The organism is Bradyrhizobium hipponense, from assembly GCF_008123965.1.
Taxonomy (GTDB): domain Bacteria; phylum Pseudomonadota; class Alphaproteobacteria; order Rhizobiales; family Xanthobacteraceae; genus Bradyrhizobium; species Bradyrhizobium hipponense.
This window is the reverse complement of the sequence record NZ_VSTH01000018.1, coordinates 113,946-131,607: the sequence shown is the minus strand read 5'-3', so window position 1 is coordinate 131,607 and position 17,662 is coordinate 113,946. Positions and strand designations below refer to the sequence as shown.

Annotated in this window: 20 protein-coding genes and 3 pseudogenes; 16 read left to right on the top strand and 7 right to left on the bottom strand. The window is 63.7% G+C overall.

The genetic code is table 11. From position 1 onward, the window contains the following. Positions 1-17 precede the first annotated feature (17 nt). Entirely contained in the window at positions 18-308 is a 291-nt protein-coding gene (locus tag FXV83_RS43490) for a hypothetical protein (RefSeq protein ID WP_210250718.1), read from the top strand. A gap of 153 nt (positions 309-461) precedes the next feature. Here the strand turns inward: FXV83_RS43490 and FXV83_RS05950 are convergent, their stop codons facing one another. Both FXV83_RS05950 and FXV83_RS05945 read right to left on the bottom strand, forming a co-directional pair. Continuing rightward, positions 462-1,487, bottom strand: coding sequence for a DUF3179 domain-containing protein (locus tag FXV83_RS05950; protein WP_235939317.1), 1,026 nt, complete (start codon positions 1,485-1,487; stop codon positions 462-464). Positions 1,488-1,658: 171 nt separating this feature from the next. After that, positions 1,659-2,092: pseudogene (locus tag FXV83_RS05945) on the bottom strand (MerR family transcriptional regulator). A 118-nt stretch (positions 2,093-2,210) separates the two neighbouring features. Here FXV83_RS05945 and merA point away from each other — a divergent pair. The 14 genes and pseudogenes from merA to FXV83_RS05885 all read left to right on the top strand — a co-directional run bounded on the left by merA (position 2,211) and on the right by FXV83_RS05885 (position 13,674). Continuing rightward, positions 2,211-3,583: pseudogene (gene merA / locus FXV83_RS05940) on the top strand (mercury(II) reductase). Positions 3,584-3,848: 265 nt separating this feature from the next. Then, entirely contained in the window at positions 3,849-4,190 is a 342-nt protein-coding gene (locus FXV83_RS05935; protein ID WP_148738266.1) for a BufA1 family periplasmic bufferin-type metallophore, read from the top strand. Positions 4,191-4,253: 63 nt separating this feature from the next. Next, positions 4,254-5,141: an MNIO family bufferin maturase gene (bufB, locus tag FXV83_RS05930; RefSeq protein WP_148738265.1), complete on the top strand. Its 888-nt coding sequence runs from the start codon at positions 4,254-4,256 to the stop codon at positions 5,139-5,141. Next, positions 5,125-5,913 (top strand): HvfC/BufC N-terminal domain-containing protein, encoded by a 789-nt coding sequence (locus FXV83_RS05925; RefSeq protein WP_148738264.1) that lies wholly within the window; start codon positions 5,125-5,127, stop codon positions 5,911-5,913. Before bufB ends, FXV83_RS05925 begins: the two co-directional genes overlap by 17 nt. Continuing rightward, the gene (locus FXV83_RS05920) at positions 5,910-6,422 is read left to right on the top strand and encodes a DoxX family protein (protein ID WP_187435689.1); all 513 of its coding nucleotides are present in this window, start codon (positions 5,910-5,912) and stop codon (positions 6,420-6,422) included. Before FXV83_RS05925 ends, FXV83_RS05920 begins: the two co-directional genes overlap by 4 nt. Further along, complete coding sequence (locus FXV83_RS05915) at positions 6,422-7,057, top strand: sigma-70 family RNA polymerase sigma factor (RefSeq protein WP_148738263.1); 636 nt, start codon at positions 6,422-6,424, stop codon at positions 7,055-7,057. Before FXV83_RS05920 ends, FXV83_RS05915 begins: the two co-directional genes overlap by 1 nt. Then, positions 7,054-7,725, top strand: coding sequence for an NrsF family protein (locus FXV83_RS05910; protein ID WP_148738262.1), 672 nt, complete (start codon positions 7,054-7,056; stop codon positions 7,723-7,725). The genes FXV83_RS05915 and FXV83_RS05910 overlap by 4 nt, the downstream gene beginning before the upstream one ends. Before the next feature lie 128 nt (positions 7,726-7,853). Further along, the gene (locus FXV83_RS05905; protein ID WP_148738261.1) at positions 7,854-8,402 is read left to right on the top strand and encodes a peroxiredoxin-like family protein; all 549 of its coding nucleotides are present in this window, start codon (positions 7,854-7,856) and stop codon (positions 8,400-8,402) included. Positions 8,403-8,420: 18 nt separating this feature from the next. Then, positions 8,421-8,528, top strand: a pseudogene (locus tag FXV83_RS42445) (DUF427 domain-containing protein); the annotation flags it as partial. Between the two features lies 1 nt (position 8,529). Next, positions 8,530-10,236, top strand: a complete 1,707-nt coding sequence (locus FXV83_RS05900) for a thioredoxin domain-containing protein (RefSeq protein WP_187435688.1) — start codon at positions 8,530-8,532, stop codon at positions 10,234-10,236. A 46-nt stretch (positions 10,237-10,282) separates the two neighbouring features. After that, complete coding sequence (locus FXV83_RS42440) at positions 10,283-10,489, top strand: hypothetical protein (RefSeq protein WP_187435696.1); 207 nt, start codon at positions 10,283-10,285, stop codon at positions 10,487-10,489. Positions 10,490-10,624: 135 nt separating this feature from the next. Next, on the top strand, positions 10,625-10,858 hold the full coding sequence (locus FXV83_RS05895) for a hypothetical protein (protein WP_148738259.1): 234 nt from the start codon (positions 10,625-10,627) through the stop codon (positions 10,856-10,858). Between the two features lie 183 nt (positions 10,859-11,041). Further along, on the top strand, positions 11,042-11,725 hold the full coding sequence (locus FXV83_RS05890; RefSeq protein WP_187435687.1) for a response regulator transcription factor: 684 nt from the start codon (positions 11,042-11,044) through the stop codon (positions 11,723-11,725). A gap of 8 nt (positions 11,726-11,733) precedes the next feature. Beyond that, the gene (locus FXV83_RS05885) at positions 11,734-13,674 is read left to right on the top strand and encodes a sensor histidine kinase (RefSeq protein ID WP_148738257.1); all 1,941 of its coding nucleotides are present in this window, start codon (positions 11,734-11,736) and stop codon (positions 13,672-13,674) included. A 133-nt stretch (positions 13,675-13,807) separates the two neighbouring features. Here the strand turns inward: FXV83_RS05885 and FXV83_RS05880 are convergent, their stop codons facing one another. Beyond that, positions 13,808-14,098, bottom strand: a complete 291-nt coding sequence (locus FXV83_RS05880; protein ID WP_148738256.1) for a hypothetical protein — start codon at positions 14,096-14,098, stop codon at positions 13,808-13,810. Positions 14,099-14,344: 246 nt separating this feature from the next. On the opposite strand from FXV83_RS05880, the gene FXV83_RS05875 reads away from it, so the two are divergent. Continuing rightward, positions 14,345-14,569: a hypothetical protein gene (locus tag FXV83_RS05875; RefSeq protein ID WP_187435686.1), complete on the top strand. Its 225-nt coding sequence runs from the start codon at positions 14,345-14,347 to the stop codon at positions 14,567-14,569. A gap of 208 nt (positions 14,570-14,777) precedes the next feature. On the opposite strand, the gene FXV83_RS05870 is transcribed toward FXV83_RS05875, so the two are convergent. From FXV83_RS05870 to FXV83_RS05855, 4 genes are all read right to left on the bottom strand, one after another. Continuing rightward, on the bottom strand, positions 14,778-15,491 hold the full coding sequence (locus FXV83_RS05870; protein ID WP_148738254.1) for a hypothetical protein: 714 nt from the start codon (positions 15,489-15,491) through the stop codon (positions 14,778-14,780). An 85-nt stretch (positions 15,492-15,576) separates the two neighbouring features. Further along, entirely contained in the window at positions 15,577-16,287 is a 711-nt protein-coding gene (locus FXV83_RS05865; RefSeq protein WP_187435685.1) for a hypothetical protein, read from the bottom strand. A 132-nt stretch (positions 16,288-16,419) separates the two neighbouring features. Next, entirely contained in the window at positions 16,420-16,668 is a 249-nt protein-coding gene (locus FXV83_RS05860) for a hypothetical protein (protein ID WP_148738253.1), read from the bottom strand. 134 nt (positions 16,669-16,802) lie between these two features. Further along, entirely contained in the window at positions 16,803-17,576 is a 774-nt protein-coding gene (locus FXV83_RS05855) for a thioesterase family protein (RefSeq protein WP_148738252.1), read from the bottom strand. Positions 17,577-17,662 lie beyond the last annotated feature (86 nt).

Below are 17,662 nucleotides of genomic sequence, written 5' to 3'. Positions count from 1 at the left end.
TTAGCGAGCGGGGTATCATGGTCGAGCATAGACCCAACCGACCCACCAACGTTCGCTACTTCTTCGGTGCGCACGGATTGGTCATCTTCTTTGCTGCCGGCGCACAGGGGTTCGCGGCCTTATGTCCCTTCGGTGCGCACGGATTGGCCGCCTTGGTCGCCTTGGTTGCCTTCGGAGCGCAGGGGTTTGCGGCCAGCGCGACGGTCGGCACCGAAGCCGCTGCGAGAAGCCCGCCGAGTGCGGCGATGGAGCTCAAGGTTAGGAGCGAAGTCCTTAGCGATTTCATCGCAATTCTCCCGTGGGGTTGAAACTTCAACGTCATTCACGGCCGCCGCTGTCACGGCGACCGGTCGGGGATTCGACGATCGCGTCGAAGCGAAGCGGGTAGCCCCTGGCGATAGGTTCGCGGTCAGGCACGAAAAGGTTACGTGCGGGGCAATGCGCAGCGGCGAGCGTGACCTTCAATCTTCCGGGCCAACCGATGTTCTCTTGTGAATTGGGCTGTCGGGCCTGAAGGCGTGGAATGAAAACGCAAAGGTGACGTCGTAAGGAATGTCGGACAATTGTCCGACTTGCCGCCGTTGCACAACCACGTTTCCGATCTCGCGGCCGCCTGCAATCGTCGCCTTGTCGAGCACCGAGGTTTGTCCGGCTCCCCATGTGAGAACGATGTCGCCGGCTTCGATCGTGCCCCTCTCTCTCAGCAGTGGCAGCGACCACGCTTCGTGGTAACCCGGCCTGGTTTCGACTGCGATGACGCGCTCCATCGGATCGATGCCGTCGGGTAACGAGCCGTCATAGAGGAAGGGCTTTTGCCCGCTTGCGTCGTATCCGACATAAGGATTCCTGCCGTAGTTGCGCGCGCCGGGATCGTTCGGGATCAGCACTTGGCCGTAGGGGAAACGCTGACGGAAGCGGCTGAAGGACTCGAGGCGCGATGGAACCGAACGAAGCTGTTTCCCGCTCATGACACCGACGATGGCGTCGCCCCCGAACTGTTGCCACCAGCTCTCGGTTTGACGGTCATACATCACCAGATCCGAGTTTCGGAGCTTGCCCGTCGTGCCGAAATCGAGAATGCGAGTCTCAACCGTGCGCTCGAAAACGAGCGAGCTGTTGCAGAGCGGGCAATAGGTGACGGCTACAGGCGTACCCCCGACAATATCGTTCACAATCTCGTGCCAGATCAGGACGCTCAGGGGATACGCCCGCGCATCATCGCGGATGACGAGCGAGATGACGGGCTCGGTATTGCCGATACGGGTGGCCCATCCTGACGCCGTGCCGTCGTTCAGCCGCTCGAAGCGAGGCGTGTCGATCGACGGAATACCGTCCTTTGGCGGGCCGCCCGATTTGAGCTCGTTCAGTGGGACAGTGTGATGCGAAAAATCAGTGTGGGGCCATTCTGCTCGCCAGCTTGCTGGCTCAGCCACGCCTCCGCCAATAGCCATCATGGCCGGGGCGGCAAGCACCACCAGCGCCAGCACTATTGCTCGGATGCAGCTTCCGTATCTCAAAGTCTCGCCGTTGAGGATTTTTGGTTCGCCTCAACACCTCCAGATCGCGACCTGCGTCGATTTCGTCGACTTTCAATGTTCGCTTGATGGTGCAACAAGGTTACTGTTGCACTGCAACCTTGCGGGCTCCCGTCGCCGACCTTAGGAGGCCCGGAATAACGTCTCAATCAGCGGGCATTCCGGCTGGGTGCCGTTGCCGCACCGCGCAACCATGTCCTTGAGCACCCGCTCCATGCGCTTCAGGTCGGCGATCTTCGCCCGTACGTCATCGAGGTGTGCAGTAGCGACCGCGCGCACATCGGCGCAAGGCTGCTCGCGTTCGTCGGCAAGATGCATTAGCTCGCCGACCTCGTGCAGCGAAAAGCCGAGTTCGCGAGCCCGCAATATGAAGCGAAGACGCCGTTCGTGCGTCGCGTCGTAACTCCGGTAGCCAGCCGATGTACGCGAGCCGATGTACGCGGCGGCTCCGGCAGAAGACCTGCCTTTTCGTAATAGCGCACCGTCTCCAGGTTGCAGCCGGTCCGCTGGGCGAGCTCGGCCCGCTGCATGCCCTTGGCGCCGGTGTGAGCGCGCATCGGAGGATCTCCCTTGACCCTGTAGTCACTACAGACCGGATGCTACGGCACGCTTGACGCGTCAACAAGGAACTGTCGGCTCCAATCGAGCTGCGGCGACGCCTATGACCTTGTCGTTATCGGCGCGGGCTCGGCCGGATTTTCAGCGGCAATCACGGCCGCCGATCAGGGCGCACGCGTGGCCCTTGTCGGCTCCGGCACCATCGGAGGCACTTGCGTCAATATCGGCTGTGTCCCGTCGAAGACGTTGATCCGTGCCGCGGAGCAACTGCACAATGCGCGCGTGGCCGGGCGCTTCGCTGGGATCACGGCTGAGGCCGCGGTGACAGATTGGCAGGCAACGATCGGCCAGAAGAACGCGCTCGTCACCGCACTGCGTCAGGCCAAATACATCGACCTGCTGCCGGCTTACCGCGGCATCGCTTTTCGCGAAGGACCGGCGCGTATTGTGGACGCCGGGGTCGAGGTGGCTGGCACATATATTCGTACTGGCAAGATCATCATCGCAACCGGCGCGCGGCCGGCGGTTCCGGCGATTCCCGGACTGCACACGGTGCCGTATCTGACCAGCACGACCGCGCTCGATCTTGAGACTTTACCGAAGTCGCTGCTTGTGATCGGCGGCGGTTATGTTGGGGCGGAACTTGCCCAGATGTTCGCTCGCGCCGGCGTCGAGGTGACGCTGGTGTGCCGGTCCTGCCTGCTCCCCGAGGCCGAGCCCGAGATCAGTGCGGCCCTTACTCGGTTTTTCGAGGACGAGGGAATCGATGTGGTCGCCGGTGTTGCTTACCGCGAGATCCGGAAGACCGGAGAAGGTATTGCGCTTATGGCCTCGCGCGGCGCGCGATCCATAACAATCGAAGCCGACCAGGTGCTTATCGCCACCGGGCGCACACCCAATGTCGAAGGCCTTGGGCTGGCCGAGCACGGGATTGCGGTCTCGTCAAAGGGCGGTATCGTCGTCGATGTGCATATGCAGACCACCCGGACGGGCGTCTACGCCGCTGGTGACGTGACCGGTCGCGACCAGTTCGTCTACATGGCGGCCTATGGCGCCAAGCTTGCCGCGCTCAATGCCCTTAATGGCGACAGCCAGCGCTACGATGACCGCGCCATGCCGGCCGTCGTGTTTACCGATCCGCAGGTGGCAAGTGTCGGTCTCGCCGAGATGGCGGCACGCGACGCGGGATACGACGTGCGCGTTTCCATGATCGGCCTTGACCAGGTGCCGCGTGCGTTGGCAGCCCACGATACCCGTGGGCTGATCAAGCTCGTGGCCGACGCTCAGAGCGACCGATTGCTCGGCGCGCATATCCTGGCTCCGGAAGGTGCCGACAGCATCCAGACGGCCACGCTCGCAATCCGACAAGGGCTGACCGTTGCCGACTTGGCGGATACCATTTTTCCTATCTTACTACCGTCGAGGGCTTGAAGCTGGCAGCCCTGTCATTCGGCAAAGACGTCGCCAAATTGTCGTGCTGCGCCGGATGATGAAGCTCGTCCATTTCCTTGAGATTGCTTCGCTGCGGTAAGCGGCACTGCACGCAAATCGCATCAAACGCGCCTCAAATTCCTCCGCGGTCTTCAGACCACTTCCAGCGAACCGTATTTTCGGAATTGGGAACCGCAAGCCTCGGTTCTGGCGGCGTAACCTTTCCGCTTCCCGAGCGAATTTACCCTTAAGCGGGCCGGCTCGGCCCGCCGCACGGGCGACTGCGTACGCTCGCACCGCAACCCGCCAATCGGAGGAACAGAAATGTCCAATCGCACGCTATCCGCACTCGTCGCCGGCGCCTTCGTCGCAGCCGTGGGATCGCTCGCTGCCACACCGGCCCCGGCGCAGAGCAAGGCCGAGATGGAAAAAATGATGAAGGAGAAGCAGGCCGCGACGATGAAGGCGCTGGAAGGCGGCAAGATGGAGAAGTGCTTCGGCGTGGCCCTCAAGGGCCAGAACGACTGCTATGCGGGGGCAGGGACGACCTGCGCCGGAACCAGCACGGTCGACTATCAGGGCAACGCGTTCAAGCTCGAGGCCAAAGGCAGCTGCGTGACCATGCAGACGCCGAAGGGGCCGGGAAGCCTGACGCCCAAGGCCTGATGTCGCATTGCGAGGGCGGGCGGCGCAACTGCCGCCCGCCTCTCCCTAAGATTGGAGGTTGCCGTGACGCTTCCATCGTATTGCGCGAGAGACCGCATCCCCGCACGTGGGGGCGTCGGCCTGAAGGCTGAGCATTACCGCACGATCCTCGAGCAGCGGCCTGACATCGGTTTCTTCGAGGTCCACGCGGAAAACTACATGGGCGCGGGAGGCCCGCCGCACCGCTATTTGTCGGCCATCCGCGAGCGATATCCGCTGTCGCTCCACGGCGTCGGATTGTCGATCGGTGCGGATCTGCCGCTCGATGAAGCTCATCTTCAGCGCCTAAGCGGGCTCATCGAGCGTTACCGACCAGGCCTGTTCTCGGAACACCTGGCGTGGTCATCACATGACACGGGATTTCTCAACGACCTATTGCCGGTGCCATACACTGGCGAGACGCTCGGTCGCGTCGTCGAACACATCGACCAGGTCCAGAGTTCTCTCAGGCGGCAAATGTTGCTGGAGAATCCATCCACCTATCTTGCCTTCGCGGAAAGCACCTATTCGGAGATCGACTTCATTGCCGAAGTCGTACGACGTACCGGCTGCGGCCTGCTCCTCGACGTCAATAATGTTTACGTCGCGTCGACCAACCAGCTGTGGGATCCGATCGCCTATATCGATGCCTATCCGCTCGCCCACGTCCAGGAAATCCACCTGGCCGGCTATACGAGAGAAGCTGATGAAAAGGGACGGCCGCTGCTGATCGATACGCATAATCGCCCGGTCGACGAAATCGTCTGGGAGCTCTACGCCCACGCCGTCACGCTTATCGGTCCGGTTCCCACGCTGATCGAATGGGACGCCGACGTGCCGGTTTGGGCGACGCTCAAGTGGGAAGCCGACCGCGCCGAGGCGATCATGTTCGCAACGAAATCGGAGGCCTTGCGCCATGCAGCCGCTCGCTGAAAGGCAACGAAGCTTTGCTGCGGCGCTCCTCGCCCCTGCGCTGCCGGCGCCGATCGGCCTTATCGGGCCGGACGGCGAACCAAGTCCGAGGCGGTTTGCCGTCTATCGAAACAATGTCGTGGTGGGTCTGACGGAGACTCTGAAGGACGCATTCCCGGCCGTGCATCGCATCGTTGGGGCGGATTTCTTCCGGGCTATGGCGCGCGCCTATGTGATGGTTGAGCCGCCGCGCTCGCCGATCATGCTCGATTATGGAGCCGGCTTCCCGGATTTCATCCAGGGGTTCGAGCCGGCTGCGGTGCTGCCTTATCTGGCAGATGTTGCACGTATCGAGCGCGCCTGGACCGAGGCCTACCACGCGCCCGAGGCCTCGCCGATTGATCCGAAGGCGTTCACAACGATCGCGCCCGACGAGCTTCCCGGGATGCGCCTCATGCTTCACCCTTCGCTCCGTGTCGTCCGCTCGGAGTTTCCGGCACTGACGATTTGGCAGATGAATGTCGCGGGCGGCATCCCAGCGCCGGTGGATCCCGCCGCTGGCGGCGAGGACGTGCTGGTCGTTCGACCCCTGGCCGATGTCGAAGTCAGGTCTATTCCTGAGGGCAGTCTGGAATTCATACAGGCCCTAGGCGACGGAAGACCGGTCCTCGCCGCGCTGGAGGCAGCTCTGACCGCTAATTCTCGTTTCGACCTGTCCGGTAACCTTTCAGATCTCTTGGGTGCGGGCGCCCTGGTCGGCTATCGCCTTGCGCCAGACACGAGGCGACCATGACCATGGTCACGACGCACATGAACATCGCAAGTGTCGAGAACGTTGTGCGAGAGGTTGCGGATTGGCTTACCCGCGTCGCTCAGGTCGTTGCACCGCCAGTGCTGCGGATCGCACTGGCCGTGCCCTTCTTCAAATCGGGGCTGACCAAGTGGGATGGCTTCCTGTCGTTATCGCCGGCTGCGGTTTACTTATTCGAGGACGAGTTCAAGCTGCATATTTTTGGTCAAGCTTACGACTTCCCACTGCCTACCGCGTTCGCATACCTCGACGGCATCGCCGAGATCGTGCTGCCTGTTCTTCTCGTGATTGGCCTAGCTACCCGATTTTCCGCGCTCGGACTCCTGGTCATGACCGGCGTCATTCAGCTGGTGGTGCCGGAAGGTTGGGCGAATTTTCATCTGCCGTGGGCGGGCCTGGCGTTGGCCATCATTGCCATTGGCCCGGGGACGCTGTCTCTCGACCATTGGCTCGAGATGCTGCCCCGGCCCTGGCGCCAGGGAGGCGCCTGATGACGCACGATTCTCACGACCACGGACCGTCGCTGAGGCTCGTCGGGAAAGACGATCGCAGCGGCGCGCACCCAACAAGCCAGGTCGCCAGAGATGTCGACTGGTCGATCCTCATGGCCCGCGCCCAGGAGGGGGATCGAGCCGCCTATCACCGGCTTCTGCAAGAGATCACGCCGTATCTGCGTTCCCTTGCCGCGCGGCGGCATCGTGACCGCGGCGATGTGGAGGATTCGGTTCAGGACGTCCTTCTGACCGTCCATTCGATCCGGCAGACCTACGATCCGGCCCGGCCGTTTGCGCCGTGGCTGGTCGCTATCGCCAACCGGCGATTCATTGATCGGCTGCGCCGTCAGGGCCGCACCAGGGACCGTGAAATACCTTTGACAGCCGAGCATGAAACCTTTTGCGAGTCCGCAGCGAACCTAGGAGAGAGGCCGGGCGAGCGAGAGCTCGAGGGGATGGTCAGTAATCTCCCACCTGCGCAGCAGAATGCGCTCCGGTTGCTCAAACTCAAGGAGCTGTCATTAAAGGAAGCGGCAGCAGTAAGCGGCATGTCCATCACGTCTCTTAAAGTGAATACTCATCGTGCGCTGAAGAATCTGCGAAAAATGCTGCTCAATCGGAGCGAACCGTGATCAAGACACCCGATCTCATTGCATCCCTTGCGGCGAACGCCACGCCGGTGCGGCGGCTGCGGCCGCCGGTGATGCGGGCGGCGTGCTGGCTCCTGCTTGCAGCGGTCGTCTTGACGCTGCTGGCCGTCAACCAGGGAATTCGCCCCGACCTGGTGCAGCGGCTGCAGGAGCCAGCCTTTGTCGTCAGCATGTCAGCTGCAGCTCTGACGGGTGCGCTGGCGGCAATTGCCGCCTTCCTGGTCAGCCTCCCCGACCGGTCGCGCATGTGGCTTCTGCTGCCCATGCCTGTGCTGATCGTGTGGCTCTCGAATGTCGGCTATCAGTGCCTCACGCAATGGGTTGCGATCGGACCTGATGGCATGAGCCTTGGCGAGGCCACGCGTTGCTTCGCCACGCTCGTGCTCACGAGCCTGCCATTGTCACTCGCCATGCTCGTGATGCTGCGTTACGCGGCGCCGCTCCGTCCGATTGCCGCGACCTTCATGGGCAGCCTGGCGGTCGCCGCCATCACGGCAACAGCGCTGTCGTTATTCCACGTCATCGATGCGACGGTGATGATCCTGATGTGGAACTTCGGCACGGCGGTCCTGTTTGTTGGGCTCGCGGGCGTGTTCGGCCGGAAAATGTTTCGATGGGTGGCGCCGCGAACGCTTTATGCCCGGGACTGAGGCCTACTCGAACCGGTTCTTGACAACGGGCCTCTCTCCTTGGGCAACATCCGGCCAAAACGTCAGCAGGATCGCGAGCCTCAAAGCACGGTTCTGATCGATGAAAGACACTGAAAGGATGACATCACATGACTGATCTCGTACCACTGTTTCCACGCCAGCCCGTTCCGCCGCTCAATGTCAACCTAGCCGGCGGTGGTCTGTTTGATCTCAGAAGCGAGAGGCCGCAGCATTTTACGCTTCTCGTGTTTTATCGCGGTCTTCACTGCCCCATTTGCAAAACCCAGCTAAGAGAACTCGAATCGAAGCTTGACGAGTTCGATAAGCGCGGCGTTGCAGTGGTGGCCATATCGTCCGACTCGAAGCAACGAGCAATTCAGACCAAGGAAGCCTGGGAATTGTCCCGGCTGCGCATCGGCTATGGCCTCGACCTCGCCACCGCCCGTAGCTGGGGATTGTTCATTTCGTCGGGACGCGGCATGACCTCGGCCGGGGTTGAGGAGCCGCCGCGCTTCTCCGAGCCGGCGCTTTACCTGATCCGGCCGGATGGCACACTCTACTTCGGCAGCGTCCAAACCATGCCATTTGCGCGCCCGCACTTCTCCGACATTCTTGCTGCGATCGACTATGTTCTGAAGAACCATTATCCCGCGCGTGGCGAAGTGAGGGACCTGTAGGGTGCCGTTGTCGTTGGAGATGGAGAAAACCTCGACCCCGCGTGGTATTATCCCAGCCCCAGGCCCGCAGCATCCAAGATCGCGGGCAAGGTCGCGTTCTGGAAGGGCGTCAAGATCATCGCCTGATATGACGCTCGACGATTGGTCCAAGCTCGTGGGGGTGACGTCGCCCAAAGGCTTCATGTGCCGACTGTCATCAACAAGGATGATCAGGATGACGGAGTCCGTAGTCGGTCTGGTTAAGCGTCTTTTGAAGCCAAGTCACATCGGCCTTGCCGTCGTGGCCGGCATGGCTTGGCCTCACACACATGCGGCGATGGCCGACAATGCAGCAAGCGGGGACACTTCCCGCGATCGTTCCACCGCCCAATACGAACACACCAACAAGCTGATCGACTCCAACGATCCCTATTTGCTGCTGCACGCCCACAATCCGGTCGACTGGTATCCTTGGGGTCCCGAGGCCTTCGCGAAGGCAAAAAGCGAGAACAAACCTATCTTCCTCTCGATTGGCTACAGCACGTGCTTCTGGTGCCATGTTGCCGAGCGGACGATCTACTCGAATCCGGACATCGCGAAACTGATGAACCGATGGTTCATCAACGTGAAGGTCGACAGCGAAGAGCGGCCTGATGTGGATCGCATCTACATGCATGCGCGCGAGATCATGACCGGCGGCGGCGGCTGGCCGAACAATCTGTTTCTGACCCCTGATCTGAAGCCGTTCTATGCGGGCAGCTATTTCCCGCCAAAGGATGACCCGCGAGCCGGCCCGGGATTTCCAACCATTCTCGCCGCGCTCAATCAGGCATGGGCGTCCGACCGGGCCAAAGTGCTCGGCGTTGGCGAAAACGTCACGATCGCGCTACGGCGCCTGCAGTCAGCCATGAGCAGCCAAGGCACCGCGCCGGTTGATCCTGGCGCGTGGCTAACCAAGGCTCGCGATAAGCTCTTGCCGCAATTTGATGCGCTGCAGGGCGGGTTTGCAGATCGCGGTGGCACCAAGTTTCCCAACTCGCCGCGACTTCTTCTGCTGCTGACCGACTATCAGCTCAATCACACGCCGGGCGCTCTATCGAACGTCTTGGCAACGCTCGATGCTGTCGCCTTCGGCGGCATCCACGATCAGCTTGCCGGCTGTTTCCATCGCTACAGCACCGAGCCGTCGTGGTCGGTCCCGCATTTCGAGAAAATGCTGTACGACAATGCGCAGCTCCGGCAACTGTATTCGACGGCGTTCCAGCTCACCAAGAAGCCGCTCTACCAGGAAATTGCCCTGGAGACCGCCCGGTATCTGGCAAGGGACATGTTGGCCCCGGTTTTGACTAGCAAAGTTGCCACGAGGAGGCGACAACATGACAGTCTCAATCGTTCAGGCCGATACAGGCTCCACGCGCCAGGGATGGCGCAGTCCGCTATGGCTTGCGCCCGCGACGGCGCTGTGGATTGTGTTGATCTACTGGCAGCCGGTCATCCAGACCAGCGGTGTTCCGACCACGGCACACCAGTTGACGGTGCATGGGTTTGTCGCGCTCGGTTTGTGGCTCGGCCTCGAAGGCACCGACCTGACGCCGGGCCAACGCCGCACGACCTGGCGCTCTGCGGAAGCTTTTGCCGAACTGACGAATTCCGCTTGGTTCAGGATTCGTCCGCTTTCCGCGAGAGCAGCGATTGCGAGCCCGTTCACAACTACCATCTTCTCGTCACGTGCCGGTTGCGGGCGTCTCTCCCGGACCGCCATGAGCGCGGCCCGGTCCGACGAGGATGCAGCAAGCATGTCTGCCGCATCGTTGAAGCCAGCGCCTTTGAGTGTTTGGTCGATGGGCACGCGTAGCCTCAGAACAGCCGGCGGCTCGCCGTTGACGTCCTGCGGATGGGCGATGTCAGGGACATTTGGTCTCGGCAGCGGCGTCGGCCTCGTCGGGAGCTATGTCGAGACGTTCGACGAAGCCCCGCTGCCGGTCGAAATCGCCAGCAATGCCTATCATCGCCTGCTGACGCTGGTCGCGAGCCTCGATCTGGAGGGCGATGCGAGCCGGCGGCTCGCCGACATCAATCGGGTTGCGGTCTGCGAGCTCTGGCAGTGACGCGAGCGTGCCGCCGTACATTTCACCCATAGTGGACGGCATACTTGCCGGCACGACGCCCCTCCGCGGGTTCGACTTCGCCGGGCGGCTTCCTATATCGTGCCGCAACGCGTGTTGATGCAGCGAGCAGTTTTGATGGCCAGGAGACGCACGACGGTAGCGGACGCCGACGACCTTCCTCGCTTCTTCGTCTGGGTGCGGGGGCTCGAAGGACCCGAGCCGCAGAAATGGACGGCGATGGATTTCGGAGTCGGTGACTGGAAGCGGCCGCTGGTGCTGGCCTATCTGGAGCTGGCGGAGGACGAGCGGCAGCTGTCGCTGTCGATGCTGGCGCGGCGCTATCCGCCGCCGCGGGTTGACGTTTCATAGGGTGGGCATCGCGCAACCCACCTGTCTCTATCCGCAGAAACAGAAGAGGCGGGAAACGATACGTCACCCTACGAAATATGCGATCCCTCTCATCGCGACCCCATGATTATGGGTGTCGCGGCATCCGCGCGGCGGCTAAACTTGCCTTGCGCCGTGGGGGACACGCGGTGCGGGACGATGATCATGACCGAACAGGGCGAGACGGGTGAGACCATCACCATCCTCCTCGTCGAGGACGACGCGCCGACCTGCTGGCGCCTTCAGGACGCGCTGGTCAAGGCCGGTTACGAAGTGCGTACGGCGGGCACGCTCGGCGAAGCCCGCAGGGCGCTCGGCGAGGCCGCGCCGCGCGTGCTCCTGACCGATCTGCGGCTGCCCGACGGCCATGGGATCGAGCTGATCCGCGAGACCAGGCGGCGCCTGCCCGACACCGAGATCATGGTGATCTCCGCGCTCGGAGACGAAGAGAGTGTGATCTCGGCGATCACAGTGGGCGCGACCGGCTATTTGCTCAAGGACGCCTTCCCGACCGACATCGCCACCACGGTGCGGGATCTGGTCGCCGGGCATTCGCCGATCTCGGCGTCGATCGCGCGCTTCATCGTGCGCAGGACGCAGGGTACCGCGCAGGGCTCGGCCGAGCCGCCGCCCGGACCCGTGCTCAACACCGCAAAGCTCACCCCGCGCGAGATCGACATCCTCTGGGGCATCGCCAAAGGTTTCAGCTACGCCGAGATCGCAAGCCATCTCGGCCTGTCGCGGCAGACCGTGCCCGGGCACATCAAGAACATCTATCGCAAGCTCGAGGTGCATACGCGCGGCGAGGCGGTGTTCGAGGCGGTGCAGCAGGGCCTGATCAAGCTGTGAGCCAGGCCGTGAGTGAAGTCGCGGCGAAGGCCCCCACCCGCGCGCGGCGCCGGCGGCTTATGTCGCGCCTCGTGCCTTATCTGCTGCTCCAGGCGCTGATCGTGATCGCCACCGTTCTCGGACTGCGGCTGCTTCAGCCGAGCGACCCCGACGATTTTGCCGTGAACGACTTTTCATTGCGGGAGGACGGCGCGACACGCACCGTGACGTTGCCGCACTTCACGTCATCGCGCTATTCGCTGGCCGACCCGCCGCTCTACAGCGGCGCCTTCACCTTCCAAAGCGGCGATCCGGGGTGGTCGGTCTTCCTGCCGCGCTTCAGCAATGCAGTTGAGGTCGCCGTCAACGGCGTCGTCGTGCTCGACTCCCGGCGCGATGCCAATGCCAACCGGCCCGACCGCAACACGCCGCAGATTGCGCCGATTCCGTCCTCGCTGCTTCGCGACGGCAGCAACCAGATCACGGTGCGGCTGTTCGTATGGGGACCGCTGAAAGGCTTTCTCGACGCCGTCTATGTCGGGCCGGATGCGAACCTGCGCCCGGCCTACGAGACGCGCACGCTGCTGTTCGTTACGCTGCCGGTGGTGTTCTCCGCCTGGCAATCGATCCTCGCCGTCATCCTCGCGATCATGTGGCTGATGCGGCGCCACGAGCCGGTCTATGGCGTGCTGGCGGCGGCGATGCTGCTCGGCGTCGTCCAGGCATTCCTGCCGGCGCCGGTGCCGCCGGCAGCCTCGTCGCGGCTCGCCGCAGTGCTGCTGGCGTCGGCCCCGATCGAGAGCGCCCTGATCGTCGTGTTCGCCCTGATGTTCTTCGGTTGGCGCTGGCCTCGTTACGCCACGCTGCTATTCGTGCCCGGCGTCGTGGTGTTTGTGGTGGGACTGCTGGGAGGTCCGCCGCTGCCGCGCATTCTCTTCCTGGTCCTCGGCATTCCAACGGTCGGCATCTGCCTGTTGCTGATGGCCGGCATCACGGCGGCACAGGTGGTGCGGCGGCGGGATGCGGCGAGCTTCACGCTCGGTTGCGCAGTGACCATCGTGCTGACGTGCTGGATCCACGACATGCTTTCGGTCTTCGAGATCATGCCCAACGAGCGCATCTTCCTGTCGCGGCTGTCCTATTCGGCGATGCTGGTCGCAATCGGCGCCGGGCTGACCTGGCGCTTCGCCCGCGCGCTGAACCAGGTCGACAGCTTTGCCGGGCAATTGGTGACGCGGGTGCGCGAGGCCGAGGAGCGGCTGAAGGCGAGCTTCGTCCGCGAGGAGGAGCGCGCGCGGGCCGCGGCGCTCGCCAACGAGCGCACGCGGCTGATGCGCGACCTGCATGACGGCCTCGGCGGCCAGCTCGTCAGCATCGTCGCGCTCTCCGAGCGCGGACACGAGGGCGCGACCATCACCAATGCGGCCCGCGCCGCGCTGAAGGATCTTCGCCTCGTCATCGATTCCATGGACGACATCGGCGGCGACCTGATGCTGGCGCTCGGCTCCTGGCGCGAGCGGGCAGCGATGCAATTGCGACCGCACGACATCGTCCTCGACTGGCGGGTTGCGACGCCGCAAGGGCTGCCGTTGCACCCCGAGTTGCGGCCATGGCACGTCATCCAGATCGTACGCGTCCTCGACGAGGCCGTGACCAATGCGGTCAAGCACGCCGAGGCGCGCCACATCACGGTCACCATCGAGACGCTCGACGATGGCCAAGGGGATGGCCAAGCGGATGGCCATGGGCCGTATGGCGTGATCAGTGTCGCGGACGACGGCGGCGGTTTTGCGCAGACCGGAAACGGCGAAGCCGTGAGCGCAGGCCAGACGGCGCGCGGCTTGCGCAACATGAAAAGTCGCGCAGCGCGCTGCGGAGCGGCGCTCGATCTGAGTTCGGGCACCTCGGGCACATGCGTGCGGCTGCAATTGCCGCAGCGTTTTCCCGACAGCGATGCGGCCGCGGACTGAAAAAAGCCCCCTCCCCGAAACGTGTGGGGCGCACGGAGAGAGGGATCGGGCGGGATTTTGCCTGCGGAGGACGGGGGGCGCTCGCAAGGGATCCCAGCCCGAAGCGACACAATCAATTCAAACCAACGACCTATCAGCGCACGCCGACGCGGTTGACGGGACCGCCGCGATTCATCGGTGTCCCCGCGCGAACGCCGACGCCGGGCGCACCGACGCCGGGCGTCATCACCGCGGCCGCAGCGACCGGCGCCACCGGTGCGACCACCACCGCCGCGGTCGGCCGCACCACGCAGCCCTTCGGCACGCCGACCGTCTTGCAATAGACCACTGCCTGGGCCGGACTTGTGCCCAGCGACACCGTTGCAGCGCCCACCAGCGCCATGATCGTCAACCCGGCGCTTAGCGCCCCTGCTCGTTTCGACATCTTGCTCTCCTGCTTCCCGTTCGGCACCCCGATGCAATCACCGGGTCTCGCAGCCGACGTACGATCTCAATGGCAAAGGACGGCGCGCCGATACATGCCATGAAGATGGGGGTAGCCGGCGGCGCGTCGCGATGAGCCGCTTCTCCGATGCCATGAACATGGCATGGACCGGCGACGGGTCTCTGCGGGATGGTCGGCCCGCTCGATCCCCAATCGGGCCCAACGACAATTCCAAAGAGGTATTCCATGAAGACTTCGGTTCTGGCCGCGCTACTGCTCGCCGCAGCCATTCTGCCCGCCACCGCGCAATCCGGTCCCACGCCGCAGGAGCAGATGACCTGCCGCGGCGACGCCAGCAAATTCTGCGCCGAACATATCGGCAAGCCGCCGCAGATGAATGCATGCCTGCGCGAGAACAAGACGAAGCTCTCGGACGGCTGTCGCAAGGTGGTCGAGTCGCACGGCGGATGAGCGAAAACGTCATTTCGGGGCACGCCTAGGGCGCGAAACCGGAATCCATCTCGCCACGGTCGCTACGGATGAATGGATTCCGGGCGTGCGTGCTGCGCACGCATCCCGGGACGACGAGGCAGGATCCAAGGCGTAATTCTTGCTAGCGCGCTGCGTCACCACGCTCACCACGCCGCCCCGACCTGCCGATCAGAGGCTGACAACAGGGTCAGTCGTCGTCGGGACCGAACAGCCTGATCTGCGGGAAACCGCCGCGCGGACGCCTTGCGACATCGCGCGTATCGGAATCTTCGCGGACGTTGCGGGCGATATCGTCCCAATCGGGAGACGCGCGCATCCCGCGGGAATCCCGATAGTCATAGCGGCGGCGCTCGACCCAGCGCTCGCGGCGCTCCGCCCGGCGCCGTTCGGAAGCCGCACGCTTCACATCGGAATCCCTGGTTTTGGCATTGGCGTTGTCGGGCGAGGATGATGGCTGCGTCGAGGCCTGTTGCTCGGCGGCTTGCGCAGGCGGTGCGGGTTTTGACGGCTCATTCCGCGGCTCGACCGCGGCAGCTTGGGGAGCCGGCGCTGTCGGCGGTTCAACGCTTGCCTGAGCAGGTGGGGCCTCAGACTTGGCCTCGGGCTTGGCCTCGGACTTGGCTTCGAGCTTCGCTTCGTCCTGCGCCTGCGCGGGCGCAGCGATCATCGCGCCGAATGTTTGCGAGCCGGTGAGATACTGGACGCGCTCGGACGGCGCGCTCGACGTCGTCGTCACAGCGGTCGCGGGTTCGGCGCGCCGCTCCATCTTGCCGGCGTCCGGGCCCTGCTTGGGCGGGACCGGATGCATGATATTGCCGGCGACGATGCCGCCGCCGAGACCAATGGCGATGGCCGCGACAATCGATCCGGCACCGACGAAATAGGCTGTCAAAGCGCGCATTGATCCACTCCGTGTTCGGAGCGGGCAACGCCTGAGAATTGCCGGATGTTCCTGATATGAGGAGGTTCCTGACGGAACCAGCGCGTCAGATCTGCTGCGCGACCTTTTCCAGCCCGATGATGCGGGCGAGCTTGCGCACTTCTTCCTTCTGATCGTCACGCAACTGGAATAGCAGCGGCATCGCAGCCGACTTCAACTGCTGGACCTCGTCGCAATTCGGATCGATCGGCACGCCCTGCGCGTTCGGATTGGAGAGCTTGTTTGCCGATATCTTGCGGACAACGTTGCGCAGCGCACTCTCGACCGAGGGCCAGTAATATTCCTGCGACGAGGACAGCTTCAGGCGATCCCTGATGCCCGCGATCTGAACGTCGGAGAGCAGCGAATAGGATTTCTGCGTCTGCGGCTTTACGACGACTTTCGGCTTGGCCGGGGCTTCTGCGGCCGGAGCCTCTGCAGCGGCCGGGGCCTCGTTCACGCTCGCCTTGGGCATCGGGAAATCGGACGGCGTGGCGGCGGCAAAGGCCTGGCGCAGCGGCTCGGTCAGCACGGGCGTTTGCGAGAGCTTGTCGGCCGCCACCTGCACCGGCTCGATCGCGGCCGAGGCAAGCGCCAGCGTTGGAACCAGCCGGTCGGCCTTGGCGGCACGATTGGCCGCGAGCGGCTTCGGCGCCGGGGCCTGCGTGATCATCTCGGCGCTGACGCTAGGCACGCTGTCCCGGCCGAGAATGGCGGTGGCGGCGGCGCCGAGGACGAGGAAGCAGGTGAGCACGACGATGGTGATGGCTTTCGACAAACGTCTCTCCGCGTCCGACTTCAAGTCCACGTGATCACTGTCCGGAGACTGGGCGATAATTAAGGCTTAACCGTGCAATTGCGGCGGCATTCGCGCGGACTGTCGCGACATCATCCGGAAAACCAAATGGAATCAGGCAGCTAGCGCCAGATCGTAGGCGTCCTGGATGTCCGCGACGATCTCGGAGGCCTCCCAGACCGCGCGCGGCTCGACCGATTGCAGCGTCACCGTCCAGTTGCCGCCCCGGCGGGTGCGGGGCACGCTGAGGATGTCGAAGCGCACGGTGCGGCACAGCGGATGCCGGGCCAGCGCGTGCGCCACGCGGACACGGATTTCGTCCAGCGAGGCCTGTGTCTTGGAGTTGAGAAGATCGAAGTCCATCGCCTGTCCCTCTCGGTCCTGATTGGCGCCTTGAGGGGATTGTTGGCGGGCGATGGTTAATCTGCCGTTAAGTGGAGCGTGGCGGAGCTATGCGGGATTAACTGTGCTGGCGGCGCGCATAAGAGCCGTCACGCTCATCGCTTCTCGATCACCAGGCTCTGCACGGCGCGGCCGAAATAGCCTTGGCGATCGGCGAGCCGCGACATCGCAAGGCCCGCGCCGTCGGGGCCGATCCAGGATTCGCCGTCGAGCAAAATCCACTCGCCGACCGGCTGGCGCGAAAAGCTCACGGTGAGATCGGCATTGATGTAGGTCCAGGCGCGGAAGTCGAGCGTCGAGGCAGTGCCGTTGGAGAAATCGGCGGCGACCACCGCGCGCATTGCCTGCGAGACCGCTTCGCCTTCGATCAGGGGATGGTCGACGCGAAACCAGATCGCACCGGCGCCGGCCTGGCCGAAGCGGCCGCGCGCGGCACGCATCGAGACCGATCGCACGAACGGGCTGGTGGCCGCGTGGCCGTCCTCGACGTGCGAATCCTCGGGTGAGGGCAGTTCGATCGGCAACGCCTTGACGTCGTCGGGCAGCGTCAGCGCCTGGCGCTTGATCTTCAGCACGGTCGCACCGACGACCTGGACGCCGTCGGCCAGCACCTTGACTTCGCAGAGCTGGATCTTGCGGCCCTCGCGCAACACCTCCGTCGCAATCGTGAGCGGCGCGACCGGCACCGGCCGCATCAAATCGATGGTGACGCGCGCGATATCCATGACGACCGCTGTCGGGATGCGCTCGGCCGCCCACGTCACCAGAGATGCGGGCGCGGAGCCGTGCTGCATGCGCCGGTCCCAGGGACCTGCGGCATCCGGGCTGGTGACGACGTTGTTGCCGTCGACGCGGTAGGTCGCGGTCATCGCTCAAATCTCTATTGGTTGGAAAGTTCGGAGTTCGAAATCAGATGTCGTCCCGGCGAAGGCCGGGACGACGGATAAAGAATAGG